General features: G+C 64.8%; 16 protein-coding genes and 1 tRNA gene. 10 read left to right on the top strand and 7 right to left on the bottom strand.

Features of this window, described 5'->3' with window-relative positions; genetic code table 11:
• Window positions 1-67 precede the first annotated feature (67 nt).
• The 7 genes from EDF56_RS18830 (at window position 68) to EDF56_RS18860 (ending at window position 6,011) form a co-directional block, all read left to right on the top strand.
• Window positions 68-583 (top strand): hypothetical protein, encoded by a 516-nt coding sequence (locus tag EDF56_RS18830; protein WP_132390320.1) that lies wholly within the window; start codon window positions 68-70, stop codon window positions 581-583.
• Window positions 580-2,553: a DNA cytosine methyltransferase gene (locus EDF56_RS18835; RefSeq protein WP_132390322.1), complete on the top strand. Its 1,974-nt coding sequence runs from the start codon at window positions 580-582 to the stop codon at window positions 2,551-2,553. The genes EDF56_RS18830 and EDF56_RS18835 overlap by 4 nt, the downstream gene beginning before the upstream one ends.
• A gap of 292 nt (window positions 2,554-2,845) precedes the next feature.
• Entirely contained in the window at window positions 2,846-3,028 is a 183-nt protein-coding gene (locus EDF56_RS18840) for a hypothetical protein (RefSeq protein ID WP_132390324.1), read from the top strand.
• The gene (locus EDF56_RS18845) at window positions 3,025-3,834 is read left to right on the top strand and encodes a hypothetical protein (protein WP_132390326.1); all 810 of its coding nucleotides are present in this window, start codon (window positions 3,025-3,027) and stop codon (window positions 3,832-3,834) included. Before EDF56_RS18840 ends, EDF56_RS18845 begins: the two co-directional genes overlap by 4 nt.
• Window positions 3,831-4,205 (top strand): hypothetical protein, encoded by a 375-nt coding sequence (locus tag EDF56_RS18850; RefSeq protein ID WP_132390328.1) that lies wholly within the window; start codon window positions 3,831-3,833, stop codon window positions 4,203-4,205. Before EDF56_RS18845 ends, EDF56_RS18850 begins: the two co-directional genes overlap by 4 nt.
• Window positions 4,202-4,675, top strand: a complete 474-nt coding sequence (locus EDF56_RS18855) for a hypothetical protein (RefSeq protein ID WP_132390330.1) — start codon at window positions 4,202-4,204, stop codon at window positions 4,673-4,675. Before EDF56_RS18850 ends, EDF56_RS18855 begins: the two co-directional genes overlap by 4 nt.
• Window positions 4,676-4,796: 121 nt before the next feature.
• Window positions 4,797-6,011: a tyrosine-type recombinase/integrase gene (locus EDF56_RS18860; protein ID WP_132390332.1), complete on the top strand. Its 1,215-nt coding sequence runs from the start codon at window positions 4,797-4,799 to the stop codon at window positions 6,009-6,011.
• Between the two features lie 27 nt (window positions 6,012-6,038).
• On the opposite strand, the gene EDF56_RS18865 is transcribed toward EDF56_RS18860, so the two are convergent.
• Window positions 6,039-6,114: transfer RNA gene (locus EDF56_RS18865), tRNA-Val, on the bottom strand.
• 274 nt (window positions 6,115-6,388) lie between these two features.
• Here EDF56_RS18865 and EDF56_RS18870 point away from each other — a divergent pair.
• The gene (locus EDF56_RS18870; RefSeq protein WP_165912254.1) at window positions 6,389-6,625 is read left to right on the top strand and encodes a hypothetical protein; all 237 of its coding nucleotides are present in this window, start codon (window positions 6,389-6,391) and stop codon (window positions 6,623-6,625) included.
• Here the strand turns inward: EDF56_RS18870 and EDF56_RS26030 are convergent.
• Window positions 6,619-6,777 (bottom strand): hypothetical protein, encoded by a 159-nt coding sequence (locus tag EDF56_RS26030; protein WP_165912255.1) that lies wholly within the window; start codon window positions 6,775-6,777, stop codon window positions 6,619-6,621. The two genes, EDF56_RS18870 and EDF56_RS26030, sit on opposite strands and share 7 nt — an antisense overlap.
• 315 nt (window positions 6,778-7,092) lie before the next feature.
• Between EDF56_RS26030 and EDF56_RS18875 the strand changes: the two genes are divergently transcribed.
• Window positions 7,093-9,111, top strand: a complete 2,019-nt coding sequence (locus tag EDF56_RS18875) for a transglycosylase domain-containing protein (RefSeq protein ID WP_243652688.1) — start codon at window positions 7,093-7,095, stop codon at window positions 9,109-9,111.
• An 11-nt stretch (window positions 9,112-9,122) separates the two neighbouring features.
• Here EDF56_RS18875 and EDF56_RS18880 read toward each other — a convergent pair whose 3' ends face one another.
• The 5 genes from EDF56_RS18880 to EDF56_RS18900 all read right to left on the bottom strand — a co-directional run bounded on the left by EDF56_RS18880 (window position 9,123) and on the right by EDF56_RS18900 (window position 13,787).
• Window positions 9,123-9,701 carry a DNA-3-methyladenine glycosylase I gene (locus EDF56_RS18880; protein WP_279389722.1) on the bottom strand — a complete coding sequence of 193 codons (579 nt, stop codon included), beginning with the start codon at window positions 9,699-9,701 and terminating at the stop codon, window positions 9,123-9,125.
• A gap of 6 nt (window positions 9,702-9,707) precedes the next feature.
• Window positions 9,708-10,199 carry a nuclear transport factor 2 family protein gene (locus EDF56_RS18885; protein WP_132390338.1) on the bottom strand — a complete coding sequence of 164 codons (492 nt, stop codon included), beginning with the start codon at window positions 10,197-10,199 and terminating at the stop codon, window positions 9,708-9,710.
• 68 nt (window positions 10,200-10,267) lie between these two features.
• On the bottom strand, window positions 10,268-10,840 hold the full coding sequence (locus EDF56_RS18890; protein ID WP_132390340.1) for a DoxX family protein: 573 nt from the start codon (window positions 10,838-10,840) through the stop codon (window positions 10,268-10,270).
• Window positions 10,841-10,919: 79 nt separating this feature from the next.
• Window positions 10,920-12,755 (bottom strand): NAD(P)/FAD-dependent oxidoreductase, encoded by a 1,836-nt coding sequence (locus tag EDF56_RS18895; RefSeq protein WP_243652689.1) that lies wholly within the window; start codon window positions 12,753-12,755, stop codon window positions 10,920-10,922.
• Window positions 12,756-12,860: 105 nt separating this feature from the next.
• Window positions 12,861-13,787, bottom strand: coding sequence for an SDR family NAD(P)-dependent oxidoreductase (locus EDF56_RS18900; protein ID WP_132390342.1), 927 nt, complete (start codon window positions 13,785-13,787; stop codon window positions 12,861-12,863).
• A 236-nt stretch (window positions 13,788-14,023) separates the two neighbouring features.
• Here EDF56_RS18900 and EDF56_RS18905 point away from each other — a divergent pair, with 236 nt between their 5' ends.
• A complete protein-coding gene (locus EDF56_RS18905; RefSeq protein WP_132390344.1) occupies window positions 14,024-15,634 on the top strand; it encodes an SMP-30/gluconolactonase/LRE family protein in 1,611 nt (536 codons plus the stop codon).
• Window positions 15,635-15,636: the final 2 nt, after the last annotated feature.

Here is a 15,636-nt window from a genome sequence, read left to right on the forward strand (position 1 = left end):
GCGCGGGGACGCCCCCTAACTCTCGCCTGCCGATCGGCTTCATTCCCGAAGAGGAGCTACCCTACTGATGACCGCGCTCAGCTACGCAACCCTGCCCGAGATGCAGGCATGGGCCACGGGCATCATGCAGCGCCAGCCGGATTACGTGATCGGCGACGACTACCTGCGCCGCTGGTGGGTCATCCCGCGCAACGAGCACGTGAACGTCTACCTGCACGAGATCCTCAAGAGCGACGACGATCGGGCAATGCACGATCACCCGTGGGCGAACACCAGCTTCCTGGTCTTCGGCAGCTACATCGAGCACACGCCGGAAGGCAGCTTCGTGCGCATGGCCGGTGAGACGATCCAGCGCGCCGCCAATGCGCTGCACCGCCTTGAGGTGATCCCGGGCGAGCAGGCCATCTCGCTGTTCATGACCGGGCCCAAGGTCCGTGAGTGGGGATTCCAGTGTGAACACGGCTGGGTCCACTGGGAGGACTTCACCAGTCCGGACGGCCGGACCACTGGGCGCGGCTGCGGCGAGCATGGCGAGCTGTCGCCGGTGACCCATCCGGGCCAGCCGCGCGAGGTGTTCGCATGAGCGCTGTTCTCGCCGGCCTTCCCGGCTTGGTCGTCGACAATTTCGCCGGTGGCGGTGGCGCGTCTACCGGCATCGAAGAAGCCCTTCACCGGGCGGTCGATATGGCCCTGAACCATGACGCCGATGCAATCCGAATGCATGAGGCCAACCACCCTGGCACAATGCACATTCAGAACAACGTCTGGCAGATTGATCCCGAGCAGGTCGTCCGCGACCTCTACGCGAAGGTCGCCAGCGATAACCCGGCGCGGCGGATCGAGATCAATCCGATTACGCGGCTCGCTCGCGTCATGCTCGCGTGGTTCTCCCCCGACTGCAAGCACTTCAGCAAGGCCAAGGGCGGTAAGCCGCGCGAGAAATCGATCCGCGACCTCGCATGGGTTGTAGTTCTGTGGGCCAAGCGAGTCCGCCCCGACGTGATCCTGCTGGAGAACGTGGAGGAGTTCCGCACATGGGGCCCGCTCTGCGATAAGGGCTTCCCGATCAAGGAACGCGCGGGCGAGACCTTCGAGAAATGGCAGCGCGAGCTGCGCAAGGCTGGATACAAGATCCAGTGGAAGGAACTGCGCGCCTGCGACTACGGCGCGCCGACGATCCGCAAGCGGTTCTTTATGATCGCCCGCTGCGACGGCAAGCCGATCGTCTGGCCCGAGCCGACGCACGGCAAGCCCGGCTCGCCCGAGGTCTTGAGCGGCAAGCGCAAGCCGTGGCGCACGGCGGCCTCAATCATCGACTGGTCGATTCCGTGCCCGTCAATCTTCGAGCGCAAGAAGCCGCTGGCTGAGAAGACGCTCCGCCGCATCGCGCACGGCATCATGAAGTTCGTGGTCAACAACCCTGCGCCGTTCATCGTGCCGCTGACCCACCATCAGGCGGGTGCGCGCGGCGCTTCTATTGATCAGCCTATGGCGACGGTGACGGGCGCGAACAGGGGCGAACATGCCATTGTGATGCCCCACGTCACAAAATTCCGATCCGGTGCAATCGGCCATCGGATCGACGAACCGCTCCACACGGTGACGGCGAACAGCTTCATCAAGCGCCCTGGCGGCAGCGTACCGCTTGGCGTGGTCGAAGTCGCGGCGGCGCCTTTCGCCACCTATGCGCAGCAGGGCGGGGCAAACCGCTCACTTGAAGATCCGCACCACACGGTCACGGCTTCGAACAAAGATCAGAATTGCGTTGCGGCCGCGCACCTCGTCCATGTCGGCAACGGCGAGCGTCAGGGTCAGGCGCCGCGCGCGATGGACGTACAGGCGCCGCTTGGCACCGTCGTCGCTGGTGGGATCAAGCATCATGCCGTGACCGCCTTCATGCAGAAGTTCGCCCAGAACGGGCAGGGCTACGAACCTGCCGATCCGCTCCACACCGTCATGGCTGGCGCGCCACGGCATGCCGTCGTCTGCGCCCATATCGAACAGGCCAACGGCGGCCCGAACAACGAGAACCTTGCCGGGCGCGCGGCAGACGTGCCGCTGTCGACCGTCGCCACGGCGGGAAGCCAGCAGCGCCTCGTCACCTCCAACCTCGTGAAGCTTCGCGGCACCTGCCGTGACGGCCAGAGCGTGGAGGAGCCGCTACACACCGTCAGTGCGGGCGGCACCCACATGGGCGAAGTCCGGCCCTTTCTGATCAAGTATTACGGTAACGAGCAGGATGGCCACGGCCTCGAAAGCCCGCTCGGCACTGTGACTGTGCAGGACCGCTTTGGCCTGGTCACCGTGATGATCGAGGGCGAAGAATACGTCATCGTCGATATCGGCATGCGCATGCTCTCGCCGCGCGAGCTGTTCAACGCGCAGGGCTTCCCGGCAGATTACCAGATCGAATTCGACGCCCATGGCAAGCCCATTACCAAGACGGCGCAGGTGGCCAAGTGCGGCAATAGCGTATGTCCCCCGCTCTCCGAGGCGCTGGTCCGCGCGAACATGGCTGACGCGATCGCGGAGCGGGAGGCGCAGGCCGCATGAACATGTTGTTACTCTTGATAAGCGGCGATCGCTTGCATGCAGTGGCTGTCGGCCAATCTCGACAGTCGAGTGTACCGGACTGCGTAGTGCACAGCCCTCGTGATGTTGCCAGCGGCTTGGGATGCGTGATTTCTCAGAGCACATTCGCCGATCAGAGCGTAAATTTTCTCATGGCGAGCGAGGTAAGCATCATCAATGTACTTCATGACCCGTTTCTCCTTCTCATGGGGAGCATAACAGAAGGAAATTTAATACGGAATACTATTGACCGTAGTGTCAATAGGGGGCGGGCATGAGCCGCCCCACCGATGAGGCGCTGCTGCGGCATGCCGTGAAGATCGCCAAGCCCCGAAACTCGCGCGGTTTCCAGCCGCGCTGGGTCGCCGTCATGGACACGTTCGCCGTCGGCAGCAGTGTCGCTTGGGAACTGTGCGCCCGCTTCGACCTCAACGCTGAAGAAATGGTGCGTCAATGAGCGACAAGGGAATAATCTTCGCCGCACCCATGGTGCGCGCGCTTCTCGTGGGCCAGAAGACGCAGACGCGGCGGCTGATCAAGCTGCGGAAGGAATACAGCCGCCCCGACATGGGAGGTTGGGCCGCCACCACGACCGGCGGGGAGGGCGTGTTTGCGATCGTCAAAGGCCAGCGCGTGTCGGTCCCCAAGCGCGCCGCGATCTGGAACCAGACGACCGGGACGACAATCGGCATGCGCTACACCGCAGGCGATCGGCTCTATGTGCGAGAGACATGCCGGGCGATCGAGCGGACATCCGGCTGGGACCAGTTCCAGTATCGCGCGACCCTCGATTGGGAAGACGACGACGCTGAAAGCGTACCGGACGAGCCAAACGCCGGGGGCTGGGGGGACCTGTCCGTCTATAGTCGCGGCAAGCGCGGACGTAAGAACTTCGCCACCTGCGGAGACGATCTTACGTTTGCAGGTCCTTGGGTGCCAGCAATCCACGCGCCGCGCTCGACCTCTCGCCTGTGGCTGCTTGTCACCGACGTGCGCGTGCAACGCCTGCAGGAATGCAGCGAGGCAGATGCCAAGGCCGAGGGCATCGAGGGATTCGCATGCATCGGCGGGCAGGCTTGGCGCGACTACGGCGGCGGCTCAGGGTTCAGCACGACCGACCCCGCCGACCCTGCCAAGCGCAGCTATGCCACCCTGTGGAACAGCCTTCACACCGCCGAAGGTGAGCGCTGGGCTGACAACCCGTGGATCGTGGCTGTCAGCTTCGATGTCCACCGGGGCAACATCGATCAGGTGCAGGCATGAGCTACGAGCATCTCGGGGATCGCCTCATTCGCGCAGTGCGCAAGCCGCATAAATGCGAATCGTGCGGGGTCATCATCCAGCCGCGGCAAGCCGCGACCTATGCTTCGTCCGTTCAGGACGGCAGCTTTTACGGCTGGTATTCGCATCCTGAGTGCCGCGAAGCAGAGGCCGCGTGGAACAAGCTGCGCGGCGACTGGGGTAAGGCTTTCGGTTGCAGCGAGGATTACTGCTGGCTGTTTGAAGCCATGGACGGGGAACCGATTGAGCAGGCGTGGTTGGTTGCCAGTCACCCGGCCGCCGCTGGTCGGCTGGGGATCTCGCTGGAAGGCTGCGAGCGGAATCGCCACGATTACTGGAGGTTCGCAGTATGACCGACAAAACCCCGCCCGTCGTCGAGCAGGAATATCTCTCCGGCCTTAAGATCATCGACATCGGCGACCTGCGCGTCGCGCGCGGTATGTCGCGGCGGCCGGTCTCGGCCTGCAAGCATCGGCCAATGGTCTATGACCGAAATGAGCGCCGCATCTGGTGCAAGGATTGCGAGACGGACGTCGAGCCTTTCGATGCCTTCCTGCTGATCTGTGAGCAGATCGATCATGCCGTCGCGGATATCAAGAGGCGCCAGCAGCAGGTCGATGAGGCTGTCGCCCACAACATCACCCGTATCGCAGCACGCCAGATGGACCAGCACTTCCGCAGTAGGAAGTATGTCCCCGCCTGCCCCCATTGCCACCAGGGCATATTCCCCGAGGATGTCCCGAACATGGGCACGGTCGGCCGGGAGTGGGAAGAGGCGCGGCGCGCAAGGAAGGAGAATGCAGCATGTCCGCCCACGCGATAGCCGACAAATTCCGCCGCGCACTGCGCAATGGCACGGGCGCCAACTTTACCCTCGCCCAACTTCAGGAGCTTGCCGCTTTCGGCGCGCTCGACCTCGTGTCCAAGATCGAAACGGAAGAACTATGTCGCGTGAAACAAGCCCTCTCATCGTCGGAGACTTCTGGCTCGACAAGCGGAGGGACGGCAAATCGCCCGATATCTGGCAGATCGCCACCGCGAGTGGCCGCACCATTGTCTATCGCAGCACTAAGTGCCGGGATGTAGGCCAGCCGGGCGACGGCTTTGCCGGCGACAAGCTGCGCGAACATGAGGCCGCCAGCCGCTCGAAGCAGAAGCAGGGCAACGACCAGGCGGAACTGGTGCCGCACCTGTTCCACTACCTGCGCGAGCATGGTCCCGACATCCACCGCATCGACACGGTGAAGTCCTCCTTCCGCGCATGGATCGGCTTCTTCCAGCAGGACGAGGTGACCACCGGCGTCCGGGTTGCGGAGATGACCAAGGGTGTGATCGCTCGCTTCCGCCGGTGGCGCATGAGCCCGCACGGCTGGAAGGTGGAATGGGGCGGCAAGCTCTATGAGCACAACAGCAAGGGCGTGTCCGGCGAGGCCGTGCAGCGGAACATCGAGGATCTGCGCGCCGCCCTCAATCACGCGGCTGGCGAGAACCGAATCGACGCGGCGCCGAAAATCCCTTCGGTCGACAAGAAGCTGCGCTCGAAACCGCGCAGGCTGGTGCTGACCCCGATGCAGATCGGGGCCATCGTCGCCTATGCCGATCACGAGCCCGATGTGCAGGCGTGGATACGGCTGATGATCGGCACGGCCGTCCGCCCGGACGCGGGCCTTGCTTTCGATCCAGCCGCGCAGTGGCGTGGCGCGATCGCGGACATGCACCCCGTGGGCGCGCCGATCACGAACAAGCGCAATCCGATCATCCCGGTGATTGAGCCGCTACAGGCGGTACTGAAGGCGTGGCCGGATGGCCCCAAGGTGAAGTCGCGCAAGATTTGGTGGCGCACCATGCGCTCCAAGCTGGGCCTGCCTGAGAAGGTGATCCCGAAGACGATTCGTCACACCGTCGCGAGCCACCTCCGCAACAGCGGCGTGCCCGGCGAACAGATCAGCCACCTGCTCGGTCACAAGGACAAGGACGACACGCTTGAAGCCACGAGCGAGATCTATGCCCACGTGGACCCGCTTAAGATGGCGGCGACGGTGAGGGCGCTGACCAAGTTCTGGAAGATGGTGGAGCGGGAGGCGGTCAAGTGGCGTGCTGACCATTTGCTGACCATCACCGATGACAACAACAAAATCCTCACCCCCCGGAAGGGGTGAAACACTCGGAATTCGTGGGTTTGGGAATGGTGGGCGATAACGGGCTCGAACCGCTGACCCTCTCGGTGTAAACGAGATGCTCTACCAACTGAGCTAATCGCCCGCAGGCGCCAAAAGCGCCGCAGAGCCCGCCCAATAAGCGATTTTCCGGCTGCGTCAACACCGACGTTGGCCAGAGCAAAGCAGGCCTGTGTGAAACAGATCGATACCGGAGTTTCGGCTAATTTTGGCTAATTCTCGCCCCGGAAATCGCCCTTGGCGGGCGAGAGGAACTGATGCGCACCGGGGCAGGGCTGTGCCGTGGTCTGTTGTCAGGACCGTACGCGGCGCCAGACTTTGCGCCGCACGCGCCGGATCTTGTGCCCGCAACGATCACAATGGCTTTCGAATTCCACGCCGTTCCAATAGGCGCTTCGGGCACGCTTGTGACGATCGACGTTGCAGAGAACCTGCCCGACAAAACCCTTCAACATTTGATTTCCCCACCGCTGATTGACGCATTCCGTAACGCTATCGCCCTCTGCGATAACAGAAAATTAACCGTCGTAGTGGTGGTAATCAGGCCTTATCGTATAGCAACTGGAGCCATCGCGGCGGTGTTTTTCACTCAGTAGAGCCAGGATGACACATCGCAGCAGGCAAGGACGGCGGCGATGACGATCGCCCACAGGAATGCACTGCCCCCGATCAGCACGAACAGGTCGCGGTCGCCCTTTTGACGGCTGTCTTCGGCGCAGCTCGCGCCGCCCTTGTTGAGCGGATCCATGTTTCCTCATCCCCTGTTGTGCGCACTAGGCGACGCAGGTGGATATGCTTTTCGTTGATTTCCGGCAATCCGGTTAACTAATTATTATATTTCAGCTGCATCGCCGCCTGGGCATGCGCCGAAGGGTGCGAAACTCAGCGCTTGCGGCCAGTCGTGCGGTGGGCGCTTTGCGTGGAAGCCTGCAGGAAGTATAGCGACGCCCCGACGATGGATAACCTTCAGCCTTTGCCTTCCGCCGCCACGGCCCCGGAAGCCCTGCCTTTTCAGCCCGTTCCCGCTGCGGGAGCGCCCCTTGGCGCGCCGCAGGATTCGCGGGTGCCGCCCCGGCGCCGTTCGCGCCTGTGGTGGATTACGCGCGGGATCGCCGCGCTGCTGTTGGCGTTTTTCCTGCTGATCGGCTGGCTGGCGATTACTGCGCCGCTGTCCAAGTCGCTCCAGCCGATCTCGCCGCCGCAGATCACCCTGCTGGCTGCCGATGGCACCCCGATTGCGCGCAACGGCGCGATCGTCGCCGCGCCGGTGGAGATCAAGAACCTGCCGATCCACGTGCCGCAGGCCTTCATCGCCATCGAGGACCGCCGCTTCTACACGCATTGGGGCATCGACCCGCGCGGCATCGCCCGCGCCATGTGGAGCAATGTGACCGGCGGCAGCACGCAGGGCGGCAGCACGATCACCCAACAGCTTGCCAAGTTCACTTTCCTGAGTCCGGAACGCAGCCTGACGCGCAAGGCGCGCGAGATGCTGATCGCATTCTGGCTGGAGGCGTGGCTGAGCAAGGACCAGATCCTCGAACGCTACCTGTCCAACGCCTATTTCGGCGACAATACTTACGGCCTTCGCGCCGCCGCGATGCACTATTTCCACCGCAAGCCGGAGAACCTGACCCCTGCGCAGGCGGCGATGCTGGCCGGGCTGATGAAGGCGCCCTCGCGTCTCGCCCCCACCAGCAATTACGAAGGCGCGCAGGACCGCATGCGCGTGGTGGTGCAGGCCATGGTCGAGGCCGGTTTCCTCACGCCCGCGCAGGCCAAGGCGATCCGCCCGCCCCGGCTTGACGTGCGGGTGCAGAACGAACTGCCCACCGGCACTTATTTCGCCGACTGGGCACTGCCGCAGGCGCGCATGATCGACGAGGCGAGCTACGCGCCGCAGACCTACCGCACCACGCTCGATTCGCGGCTTCAGGCAGCGGCCCGCCGCGCCATCGAGAGTTCGGGCCTTGGCTCGGCGCAAGTGGCGCTGGTGGCGATGCGCAAGAACGGCGAAGTCGTCGCGATGGTGGGCGGGACCGACTATGCCAAGTCGCCGTTCAACCGCGTGACGCAGGCGCGCCGCCAGCCGGGTTCGACGTTCAAGCTGTTCGTCTACCTCGCCGCGCTGGGCAAGGGCTGGAAGCCCGAGGACACGATCGAGAACACCCCGATCGAGACCGGCTATTACCGCCCGCAGAACGCCGGCGGGAACTATTCGCAGACGATCACGCTGGAGGACGCCTTCGCCCGGTCCAGCAATGTGGCCGCCGTGCGCCTGTTCCAGAAAGTGGGCGATACGGCGGTGATCGACACGGCGCACCGGCTCGGCGTGACTTCGCCAATGCCGCAGGGCGATCCCAGCCTGGCGCTCGGCACGTCGACGATGACGCTGATGGAGCTGACTGCCGCCTATGCCGGTGTTGCCGCCAACCGCTTCCCGGTCGAACCGCGCGCTTTCCCGGTGCCCGAGGAGGGCTGGTTCGACTGGCTGTTCGATGGCCGCCATTCAATGTCGAGCAGCGAGCACGAGGGTATCGAGACGCTGCTGCGTGCAGTGGTCAACCACGGCACCGGCCGCGGGGCCAAGCTGCGCGCGGCCAACTTCGGCAAGACCGGCACCAGCCAGGAAAACCGTGATGCGCTCTTCGTCGGTTATGCGGGCGACTATGTCGTCGGCGTCTGGGTCGGCAATGACGACAACTCCCCGCTCAAGGGGGTTTCGGGCGGCTCGATTCCCGCAAAGATCTGGCGCGGTTTCATGCGCGAGGCACTGCGCGAGGGCGGCATTCCGGCACCCAGCTCGAAGCCCAGCCCGAACCCGAGCGGGCCGATCCAGCCGCTCGACGTGCCGGATGTGGGCGACATTCCGGCGGTACTGCCGACCGCGCTTCCCTCGCCGGACGTCAATATCGGCGATGTCCATGTCGGCAACGACGCGGCGACGCTCAACGGGCAGATCAACGGCGTGCCGCTGGAAGTGAAGCTTGACCAGAAGGGGCTGGAGATCAATGGCCAGCGGCTGGGCAGCCAACCGCCTCCGGCACCGGCGGCGGGGGCTACGCCGCCCAAGGGGAACTGAACGCGGGGGGCTCAGGCCGAGGCGTCTGCGCGGCGAAAACAGTCGGGATGGTGATCGTCGACCATGCCGACGGCCTGCATGAAGGCGTAGACGATCGTCGGCCCGACGAACTTGAAGCCCTCTGCCTTGAGGGCTTTCGAAAGTGCCTGAGACACTTCCGTCTGCGCCGGCAGCACAAGGCCGTCGTTGACGACAGTCGATCCGCCGACGAACGACCAGACGAATTCCGAGAAATCGCGGCCCTCGGCCTTCATGCGGAGATAGGCGCGGGCATTGCCGATGGTCGCCTCGATCTTGGCGCGGGCGCGGATAATGCCTTCATCCTGCATCAGTTGCTCGACTTTGTCCGGCCCGTACCCGGCGATCACGGCGGGATCGAAGCCTTCGAAGGCCCGGCGGAATCCCTCGCGGCGGTGGAGAATGGTGCGCCACGACAGCCCGGCCTGAAAGCTCTCCAGCACCAGCATTTCCCAAAGCTCTCGCGAATCGTGCACGGGCACGCCCCATTCGGCGTCGTGGTAGGCCTCCATCAGCGGATCGCCGTTGGCCCATGAGCAGCGGGTGCGGGTCTGGTTTGGAGGTTGGGTCAGGCAGGCCTATACCGCGCCGCGCAGTCCGGTGCTTCGCTCGATCGCGGGTTTGAACAGGCTTGCTTCCGATTCCCAGTCCATCCGCACGCGGCGGTGCGCGATCAGCCAGTGGCCGTTCACGCGGCGCAACTCGTCCAGATAATAGCCGGCGTGGTCGGGGCCGATACGGGTCCAGGCCTGCCAGTAGGTGCGGGCGGTGGCGTCGTCGCGTGTTACCAGATCGATCTGCTGGGTGGTGAGGTGGTGGCGGACGAAGTCGGCTTCGTGGACCGGCGTGCCGGACGCAGCGCGGTCCAGCCATTGGGTCTGCCATTCGCGGATCGCTTCCCGGCCGACGAAGCGGAAGGCCCGATCGGCCGGTACGCGGTCGCTTTCCAGTATGGCGTCGTGGGTGAAACAGGCCGTGAAATCGTCGATCCGCAGCCGGTCTCCGGCGATGTTATAGCGGGCGATCACATCGCGAATCCCTTCGCGCGCCAGCACGTCTTCGTGGGTCATTCCCGGCCTCTCCCGCCGATTGTCGTTAGGTTGAAAGTTCCTCGGCGGAAGGGGCGCGTCAAGCGATTTTACCAATCGAACCAACGGCGCCGACGGGTCACGGGGATGGCGCCGCGATCGTAGTCCGAAAGCGCGGCGGCGGGGACCGGGTCGGTGGTCACATGGCCTTCGGCCAGCACGTCGGCGCGGGCCTCGGCGCGGGCCGCGCGCAGTTCGGCGTCGCGCACGCGGGCATCGGCATCGCGGGCCGCAAGTTCGCCGCGCCGCTCGCGGGCGATGGCGTAATAGTGGCTCCACATCTGGCTATGCGCGAAGGCCAGGCACAGCCCGCCGATGATGGCGATGTTCTTCAGCGCCATGATCTGTTGCAGCGGATCGGTGAACTGGTGGTGGAAGAACAGGATCGTCAGGGCCACGAACCCGATCAGCAGCACCGAGACCAGCCGCACCATGAAGCCCGCCGCAAGGCAGAGCCCGGTGATCAGCTCGAACAGTCCGGTGGGAATGGCCAGCCCGCCGGGCAGGCCGACCGCGACGATCGCGGTTTCGGTGGCGGAAACGTCCATCAGCTTGGACGCGCCGGACACGATGAAGATGAGGGCGATCAGGAAGCGCCCGATGATGGCGGCGATCTTGGACATCTCTGCTCTCCCGAGAAGTCTTCTTCTGCGGGAGTAGCGGGCGGGAACGCGGTTTGTTCCCGCCCTGAGATTTGTGCGCTTAGTCTTCGAACTTCACGCCTTCGAGCTTCTCGCTCTTGCGCCAGTCGCCCAGCATGTCGCGGAAGGCGTCCCAGCCGGGCAGATAGCCGCGGAACAGGGCCCACTTCAGTTCCTTGTCGCCTTCGTTGTTGAAGTAGCTGGGCGTGCAATCGTTCTGGAAGCCGGACATATCGACTTCGTTTTCCTTGCAGTGCGCGCAATAGCCTTCGACGCCCTGCTTCGTGGCGGCGACGGTGCCGGCGCCCCGGCGCTTGGTCTCGCCGATCATGAAGGCGATGTGCTCGGCCTGACGCCCGAACTGCTCGGTGGTGGAGGAGTTCGTCGCGCCCTGGATGTAGCCCATGTAGAACATCGCCGGGAACTCGTCGGTGATGACGCCGTGGAACGTGCTCGCGCCGTTGGTCCAGTGGTCGTAGATCGACTTGCCGCCGCGACCTTCCACCGTGTCGATGCCCCAGCGGCGCTTCAGGTCGCTGGTTACTTCGAAGCCGGAGGCGAAGATCATCAGATCGACTTCGTGCTCCACGCCGTCGGCGATGAAGCCCTTCTCGGTCATCCGCTCCACGCCCTGCGTGCCGGACACGTCGATCAGCGTGACGTTGGGCTGGTTGAACGCGGGGTAGTAGTCGTTGTTGGACAGCGGCCGCTTGCACATGAAGCGGAAGTAGGGCTTGAGCTTCTCCGCCGTGTCCTTGTCCTCTACGATCGAGTCCACGCGGCGGCGCAGGCGTTCCATCACCTGGAAGTCCACCACTTCGCGGCGGTCCATGAATTCCAGCGGATCGAGCGCGGGCCAGCCTTCCTCGCCCAGTTCGATGGCCAGGTTGCGGCTGATCTCGGTCCAGATGTCGCAGATCAGGTCGGGCTCGCCGGGGATGAAGAACTGCTGCGCGGCGCGGTGGAAGTTCGCCATGCGCTCCTGCTGCCAGCCGGGCTGGAGCGAGGCCGCCCACTCGGGATTCGTCGGCGGATTGGGCCGCTCGTCGATGTTCGAAGGCGTGCGCTGCAGCACGTAGAGGTGCTTCGCATACTTGGCGAGATGAGGCACCGCCTGGACCGAGGTTGCCCCGGTGCCGACGATGGCCACGCGCTTGTCGCGCAGCTTTTCCAGCTCCGGCGCGGTCCACGAACCGCCGGTATAGTCATGCTCCCACCGGCTGGTGTGGAACATCTTGCCCTTGAAGTCATGGATGCCGGGGATGCCGGGCAGCTTGGGCATGTTCATCACGCCGCCCGCCATCACCACGAAGCGCGCGCGGATGTCGTCGCCGCGATTGGTGGTTACATGCCAACGCTTGATGCTTTCATCCCAGCGAATGCCGGTGACCAGCGTGTGGAACAGCGCCTTGTCGGCAAGGTCGAAGCGCTCGGCCATGTCCTGGCAGTACTGCTGGATTTCCCAGCCGTCCGAGAACTTCTTGCTGGGCATGAAGCCCGTTTCTTCCAGCAGCGGCAGATAGCAGTAGGCATCGTTGTCGCACTGCACGCCGGGATAGCGGTTCCAGTACCACACGCCGCCGAAGCCGCCGGCGTGATCGATGTTGCGCACATTGGAAACGCCCTGCTTGTGCAGGTGATAGCCGGCCAGAATGCCCGAGAACCCGGCGCCCAGAATGGCGACGTCGATATCCTCAACCAGCGGCTCGCGCTCGGCGACCGGGGTGAACGGATCGTGGGCGTAGTTGTCGGAAAAGTCGTCGGTCGGGCGCACGTACTGCTCGCCGCCCTCGCGCCGCATGCGCTTGTCGCGCTCCTGACGATACTTGGCCTTCAGCGCCGGGATATCGAGTTCCTCGGGCGAGGGCACGTCTGACTTGAGGCAGGTCATTTCCATCGAATGGGCATCCTCTTGGCGGCGACTCTGCTCCGGTCGCCCGTTACCGCTGAATCTGACGCAGCAGGCAGTTAGTTGTCAACAGTGTTGTTCATTAAGCGGCGATCAAGCATCGGCTCCGGCGGTCGCCATCTTGAAGCTGTAACCGATATGATCGACGTGGCCGTGCAACCCGAAATCGAGCACATCGGTCTTGTCGCGGAACGCGTCGGAAGCGGCAGCCACGTCCTCGATGCTCCACTCCGGACGGTAGACGCCCTGCGTTTCCGCCACGAACATGCGCGCCACGCGGCCCGCCATGGATGCGAACATCTCGCCGGTCACCGGGCATTGCTCGTGCGAGAGCCAGCCGACCACCGGGGCCACCAGTTCGGGGTCCATCGGCGGGTACTGCGAGATGTCGATCCCTTCGGCCATGCGCGTTACCGCGCCGGGCACGATCACGTTGCACTTCACGTTGTGCGCCTCGCCCTCGAGCGCGGTGATGTTGTTGAGCCCGAGCATGGCCGACTTCGACATGCCGTAGTTCACGCAGTTGAGATTGCCGTAGAGCCCGCCCACCGAACTGGTCAGCACGATGCGCCCGTATCCGGCATCGCACATCGGCCCGAATGCGGCCTGCACCACGTGGAAAGCGCCGAGCAGATGCACGTCGAGCACGGCGTGCAGGTCACCGGCCGAAAGGTCGCGGATCGATCCGTAGCGCACGTTCCCGGCATTGTGGACCAGCACGTCGATCCGGCCCCAGGTGTCGAGCGCGGCCTGCACGATGGCCTTGCCGCCTTCGGGCGTGCCGACGGAATCGGTGTTGGCGATGGCCTCTCCGCCCGCCGCCACGATCTCGTTCACCACGCTCTGCGCCACGCTCACGTCGGCGCCCGGCGCGTCGAGATCGCCGCGGATCGCGCCGCCGAGGTCGTTGACCACCACTTTCGCCCCGCGCGCGGCCAACAGCAGGGCATAAGCCCGGCCAAGCCCGCGTCCGGCTCCGGTGATTACGGCAACTCGGCCGTCAAAGCGCATCTCTTCCATGAAATCTCTCCGGTTGCCCGCGCTCGGTCGAGCAGTCTCTTTTCGGTCTGACGATCGAATATGCGCACGAGGGGAGGCGGGGCAATCGAACAAAGCCGCCGCAACGTCGCCGTGGCGATAGTGCGCCCGTGCAAACGCTGCGTGCCGGTCATCGCGTTGCCTGCATCGGATGCGCTGGATAGGCTCGAAGGGAAAAGAGCGGCGCCAAACGTGCCGGACGAGAGGATATTTCCACGATGCTCGAACCCGCAGGACGCAACCACGGCGTCGTCTCCGCCCGCCCCGCCGAAGGCTGGATGCTCCACCGTATGACGCCGCCGACGCGCCTCTACAGCGCCAATGGCCTGCGCACCGGGGCGGACGGCCGCATCTACGTGGCCCAAGTGGGCGGCAGCCAGATCAGCGCAGTCGATCCCGACAGCGGCGCGGTGGAAGTGATCAGCCCGATGGGCGGCGGCATCACCGCGCCTGACGATCTTGCCTTCGACGAAGAGGGCAACCTCTACGCCACCGAAATCACCGAAGGCCGCGTTTCGGTGCTGCGCCCGAACGGCACCAGTGCGGTCGTCTACGGCGACCTGCCGGTCGCCAACCCGATCACTTATTCGCAGGGCCGCCTGATCGCGGGCGGGTGCGAAATGGGCGCCCGCGTGCTCGAACTCGATCGCAACGGCGGCGCGCCGCGCGTGATCGCGGACAATGTGCCGATGCCCAACGCCTTCGAGGTCGGCCCGGACGGCAAGCTCTACATGCCGGTCATGGGCGCCAACGCGATCTGGCGCGTCAATCTGGACGGCAGCGGCGAGCCTGAAGTGGTCTGCGGCGATCTCGGCGTGCCCGATTCGGTAAAGTTCGATGCCGAGGGCATGATCGTTTCCACGCAGGTCGCCAGCGGACAAGTGCTGCGTATCGATCCGCGCACGGGCGCCAAGACGGTGCTGGCCGATATCGGCGCGGGTCTGGACAACTGCACCTTCGTGGGCGACCGGCTGTTCATCTCCCACATTCTCGGCTCGATCCATGAGATCACCACGCCCAAGGCGGCGGGCGGGCTGGTGAAGCCGCTGATCGAGAAGGGCCTGCAATGGCCGCTCGACGTGTCGATGGGCCCGGACGGCGTGCTGTGGATCGCCGACGGCGGCTTCGTCTTCTCGCTGCGCGCGGGAGAGGCGGTGAAGCTGGAAGGCATGCTGTTCAGCCCGAACTTCCCCGGATATTCGCGCGGTGTTGCCGCGGCGGGCGCGGGCGAGATGATCGTGACCACCGCCAATGGCGAAGTCGCGAAGTTCCACCCCGCCGGCCCCTCGATGGAAGTGCTGGCCAGCGGGTTCGACCAGTTGATGGGTGTGGCGATTGCCCCTTCGGGCGCGGTGGTCTTCGCCGAATATGGCACCGGCAAGGTCCATTCGGTCCAGGGCGGCAAAGTGGAGGAGCTGGCTTCCGGGCTCGACCGTCCCAAGGGCGTCGCAGTGGCCGGGGACGGCACGGTCTATGTCGCGGAAAGCGGTGCGGGCCGGGTGGTCAAGCTGGTCGGCGGACGCGCGGAAGCGGTGATCGAGGATCTGGTCCGGCCCGAGGGTCTGGCGATCCGCGAGGGCCGGATCACCGTGCTCGACGTGAAGCGCCGCGAAGTCGTGCAGTCGGACCTGTCCGGCGGCGCGCGCGAAGTGATCGCGCAGGGCCTGCCGGTCGGCGCGCCGGAAGGCACCGATCCCAAGCCGCTGGGCGGCGTGGGCCATATGTGCGGGCCGATGGGCAACATGACCGGGCTCGACGTCGGGCCGGACGGCACCGTGTGGATCTGCGGCGATCTCGAAGGCACCGTGCTGGCGCTCAGGAGGGCGTAATC

The sequence above is a fragment of the Novosphingobium sp. PhB165 genome (assembly GCF_004341845.1).
Taxonomy (GTDB): Bacteria; Pseudomonadota; Alphaproteobacteria; order Sphingomonadales; family Sphingomonadaceae; genus Novosphingobium.

Coding starts and splice junctions, on each gene's coding strand:
- EDF56_RS18905 (WP_132390344.1), top strand. CDS start 14,024: ATGCTCGAACCCGCAGGACGCAACCACGGCGTCGTCTCCGCCCGCCCC.
- EDF56_RS26030 (WP_165912255.1), bottom strand. CDS start 6,777: ATGGATCCGCTCAACAAGGGCGGCGCGAGCTGCGCCGAAGACAGCCGT.
- EDF56_RS18840 (WP_132390324.1), top strand. CDS start 2,846: ATGAGCCGCCCCACCGATGAGGCGCTGCTGCGGCATGCCGTGAAGATC.
- EDF56_RS18885 (WP_132390338.1), bottom strand. CDS start 10,199: ATGACCCACGAAGACGTGCTGGCGCGCGAAGGGATTCGCGATGTGATC.
- EDF56_RS18830 (WP_132390320.1), top strand. CDS start 68: ATGACCGCGCTCAGCTACGCAACCCTGCCCGAGATGCAGGCATGGGCC.
- EDF56_RS18845 (WP_132390326.1), top strand. CDS start 3,025: ATGAGCGACAAGGGAATAATCTTCGCCGCACCCATGGTGCGCGCGCTT.
- EDF56_RS18855 (WP_132390330.1), top strand. CDS start 4,202: ATGACCGACAAAACCCCGCCCGTCGTCGAGCAGGAATATCTCTCCGGC.
- EDF56_RS18900 (WP_132390342.1), bottom strand. CDS start 13,787: ATGGAAGAGATGCGCTTTGACGGCCGAGTTGCCGTAATCACCGGAGCC.
- EDF56_RS18895 (WP_243652689.1), bottom strand. CDS start 12,755: ATGGAAATGACCTGCCTCAAGTCAGACGTGCCCTCGCCCGAGGAACTC.
- EDF56_RS18850 (WP_132390328.1), top strand. CDS start 3,831: ATGAGCTACGAGCATCTCGGGGATCGCCTCATTCGCGCAGTGCGCAAG.
- EDF56_RS18890 (WP_132390340.1), bottom strand. CDS start 10,840: ATGTCCAAGATCGCCGCCATCATCGGGCGCTTCCTGATCGCCCTCATC.
- EDF56_RS18860 (WP_132390332.1), top strand. CDS start 4,797: ATGTCGCGTGAAACAAGCCCTCTCATCGTCGGAGACTTCTGGCTCGAC.
- EDF56_RS18835 (WP_132390322.1), top strand. CDS start 580: ATGAGCGCTGTTCTCGCCGGCCTTCCCGGCTTGGTCGTCGACAATTTC.
- EDF56_RS18870 (WP_165912254.1), top strand. CDS start 6,389: ATGGCTTTCGAATTCCACGCCGTTCCAATAGGCGCTTCGGGCACGCTT.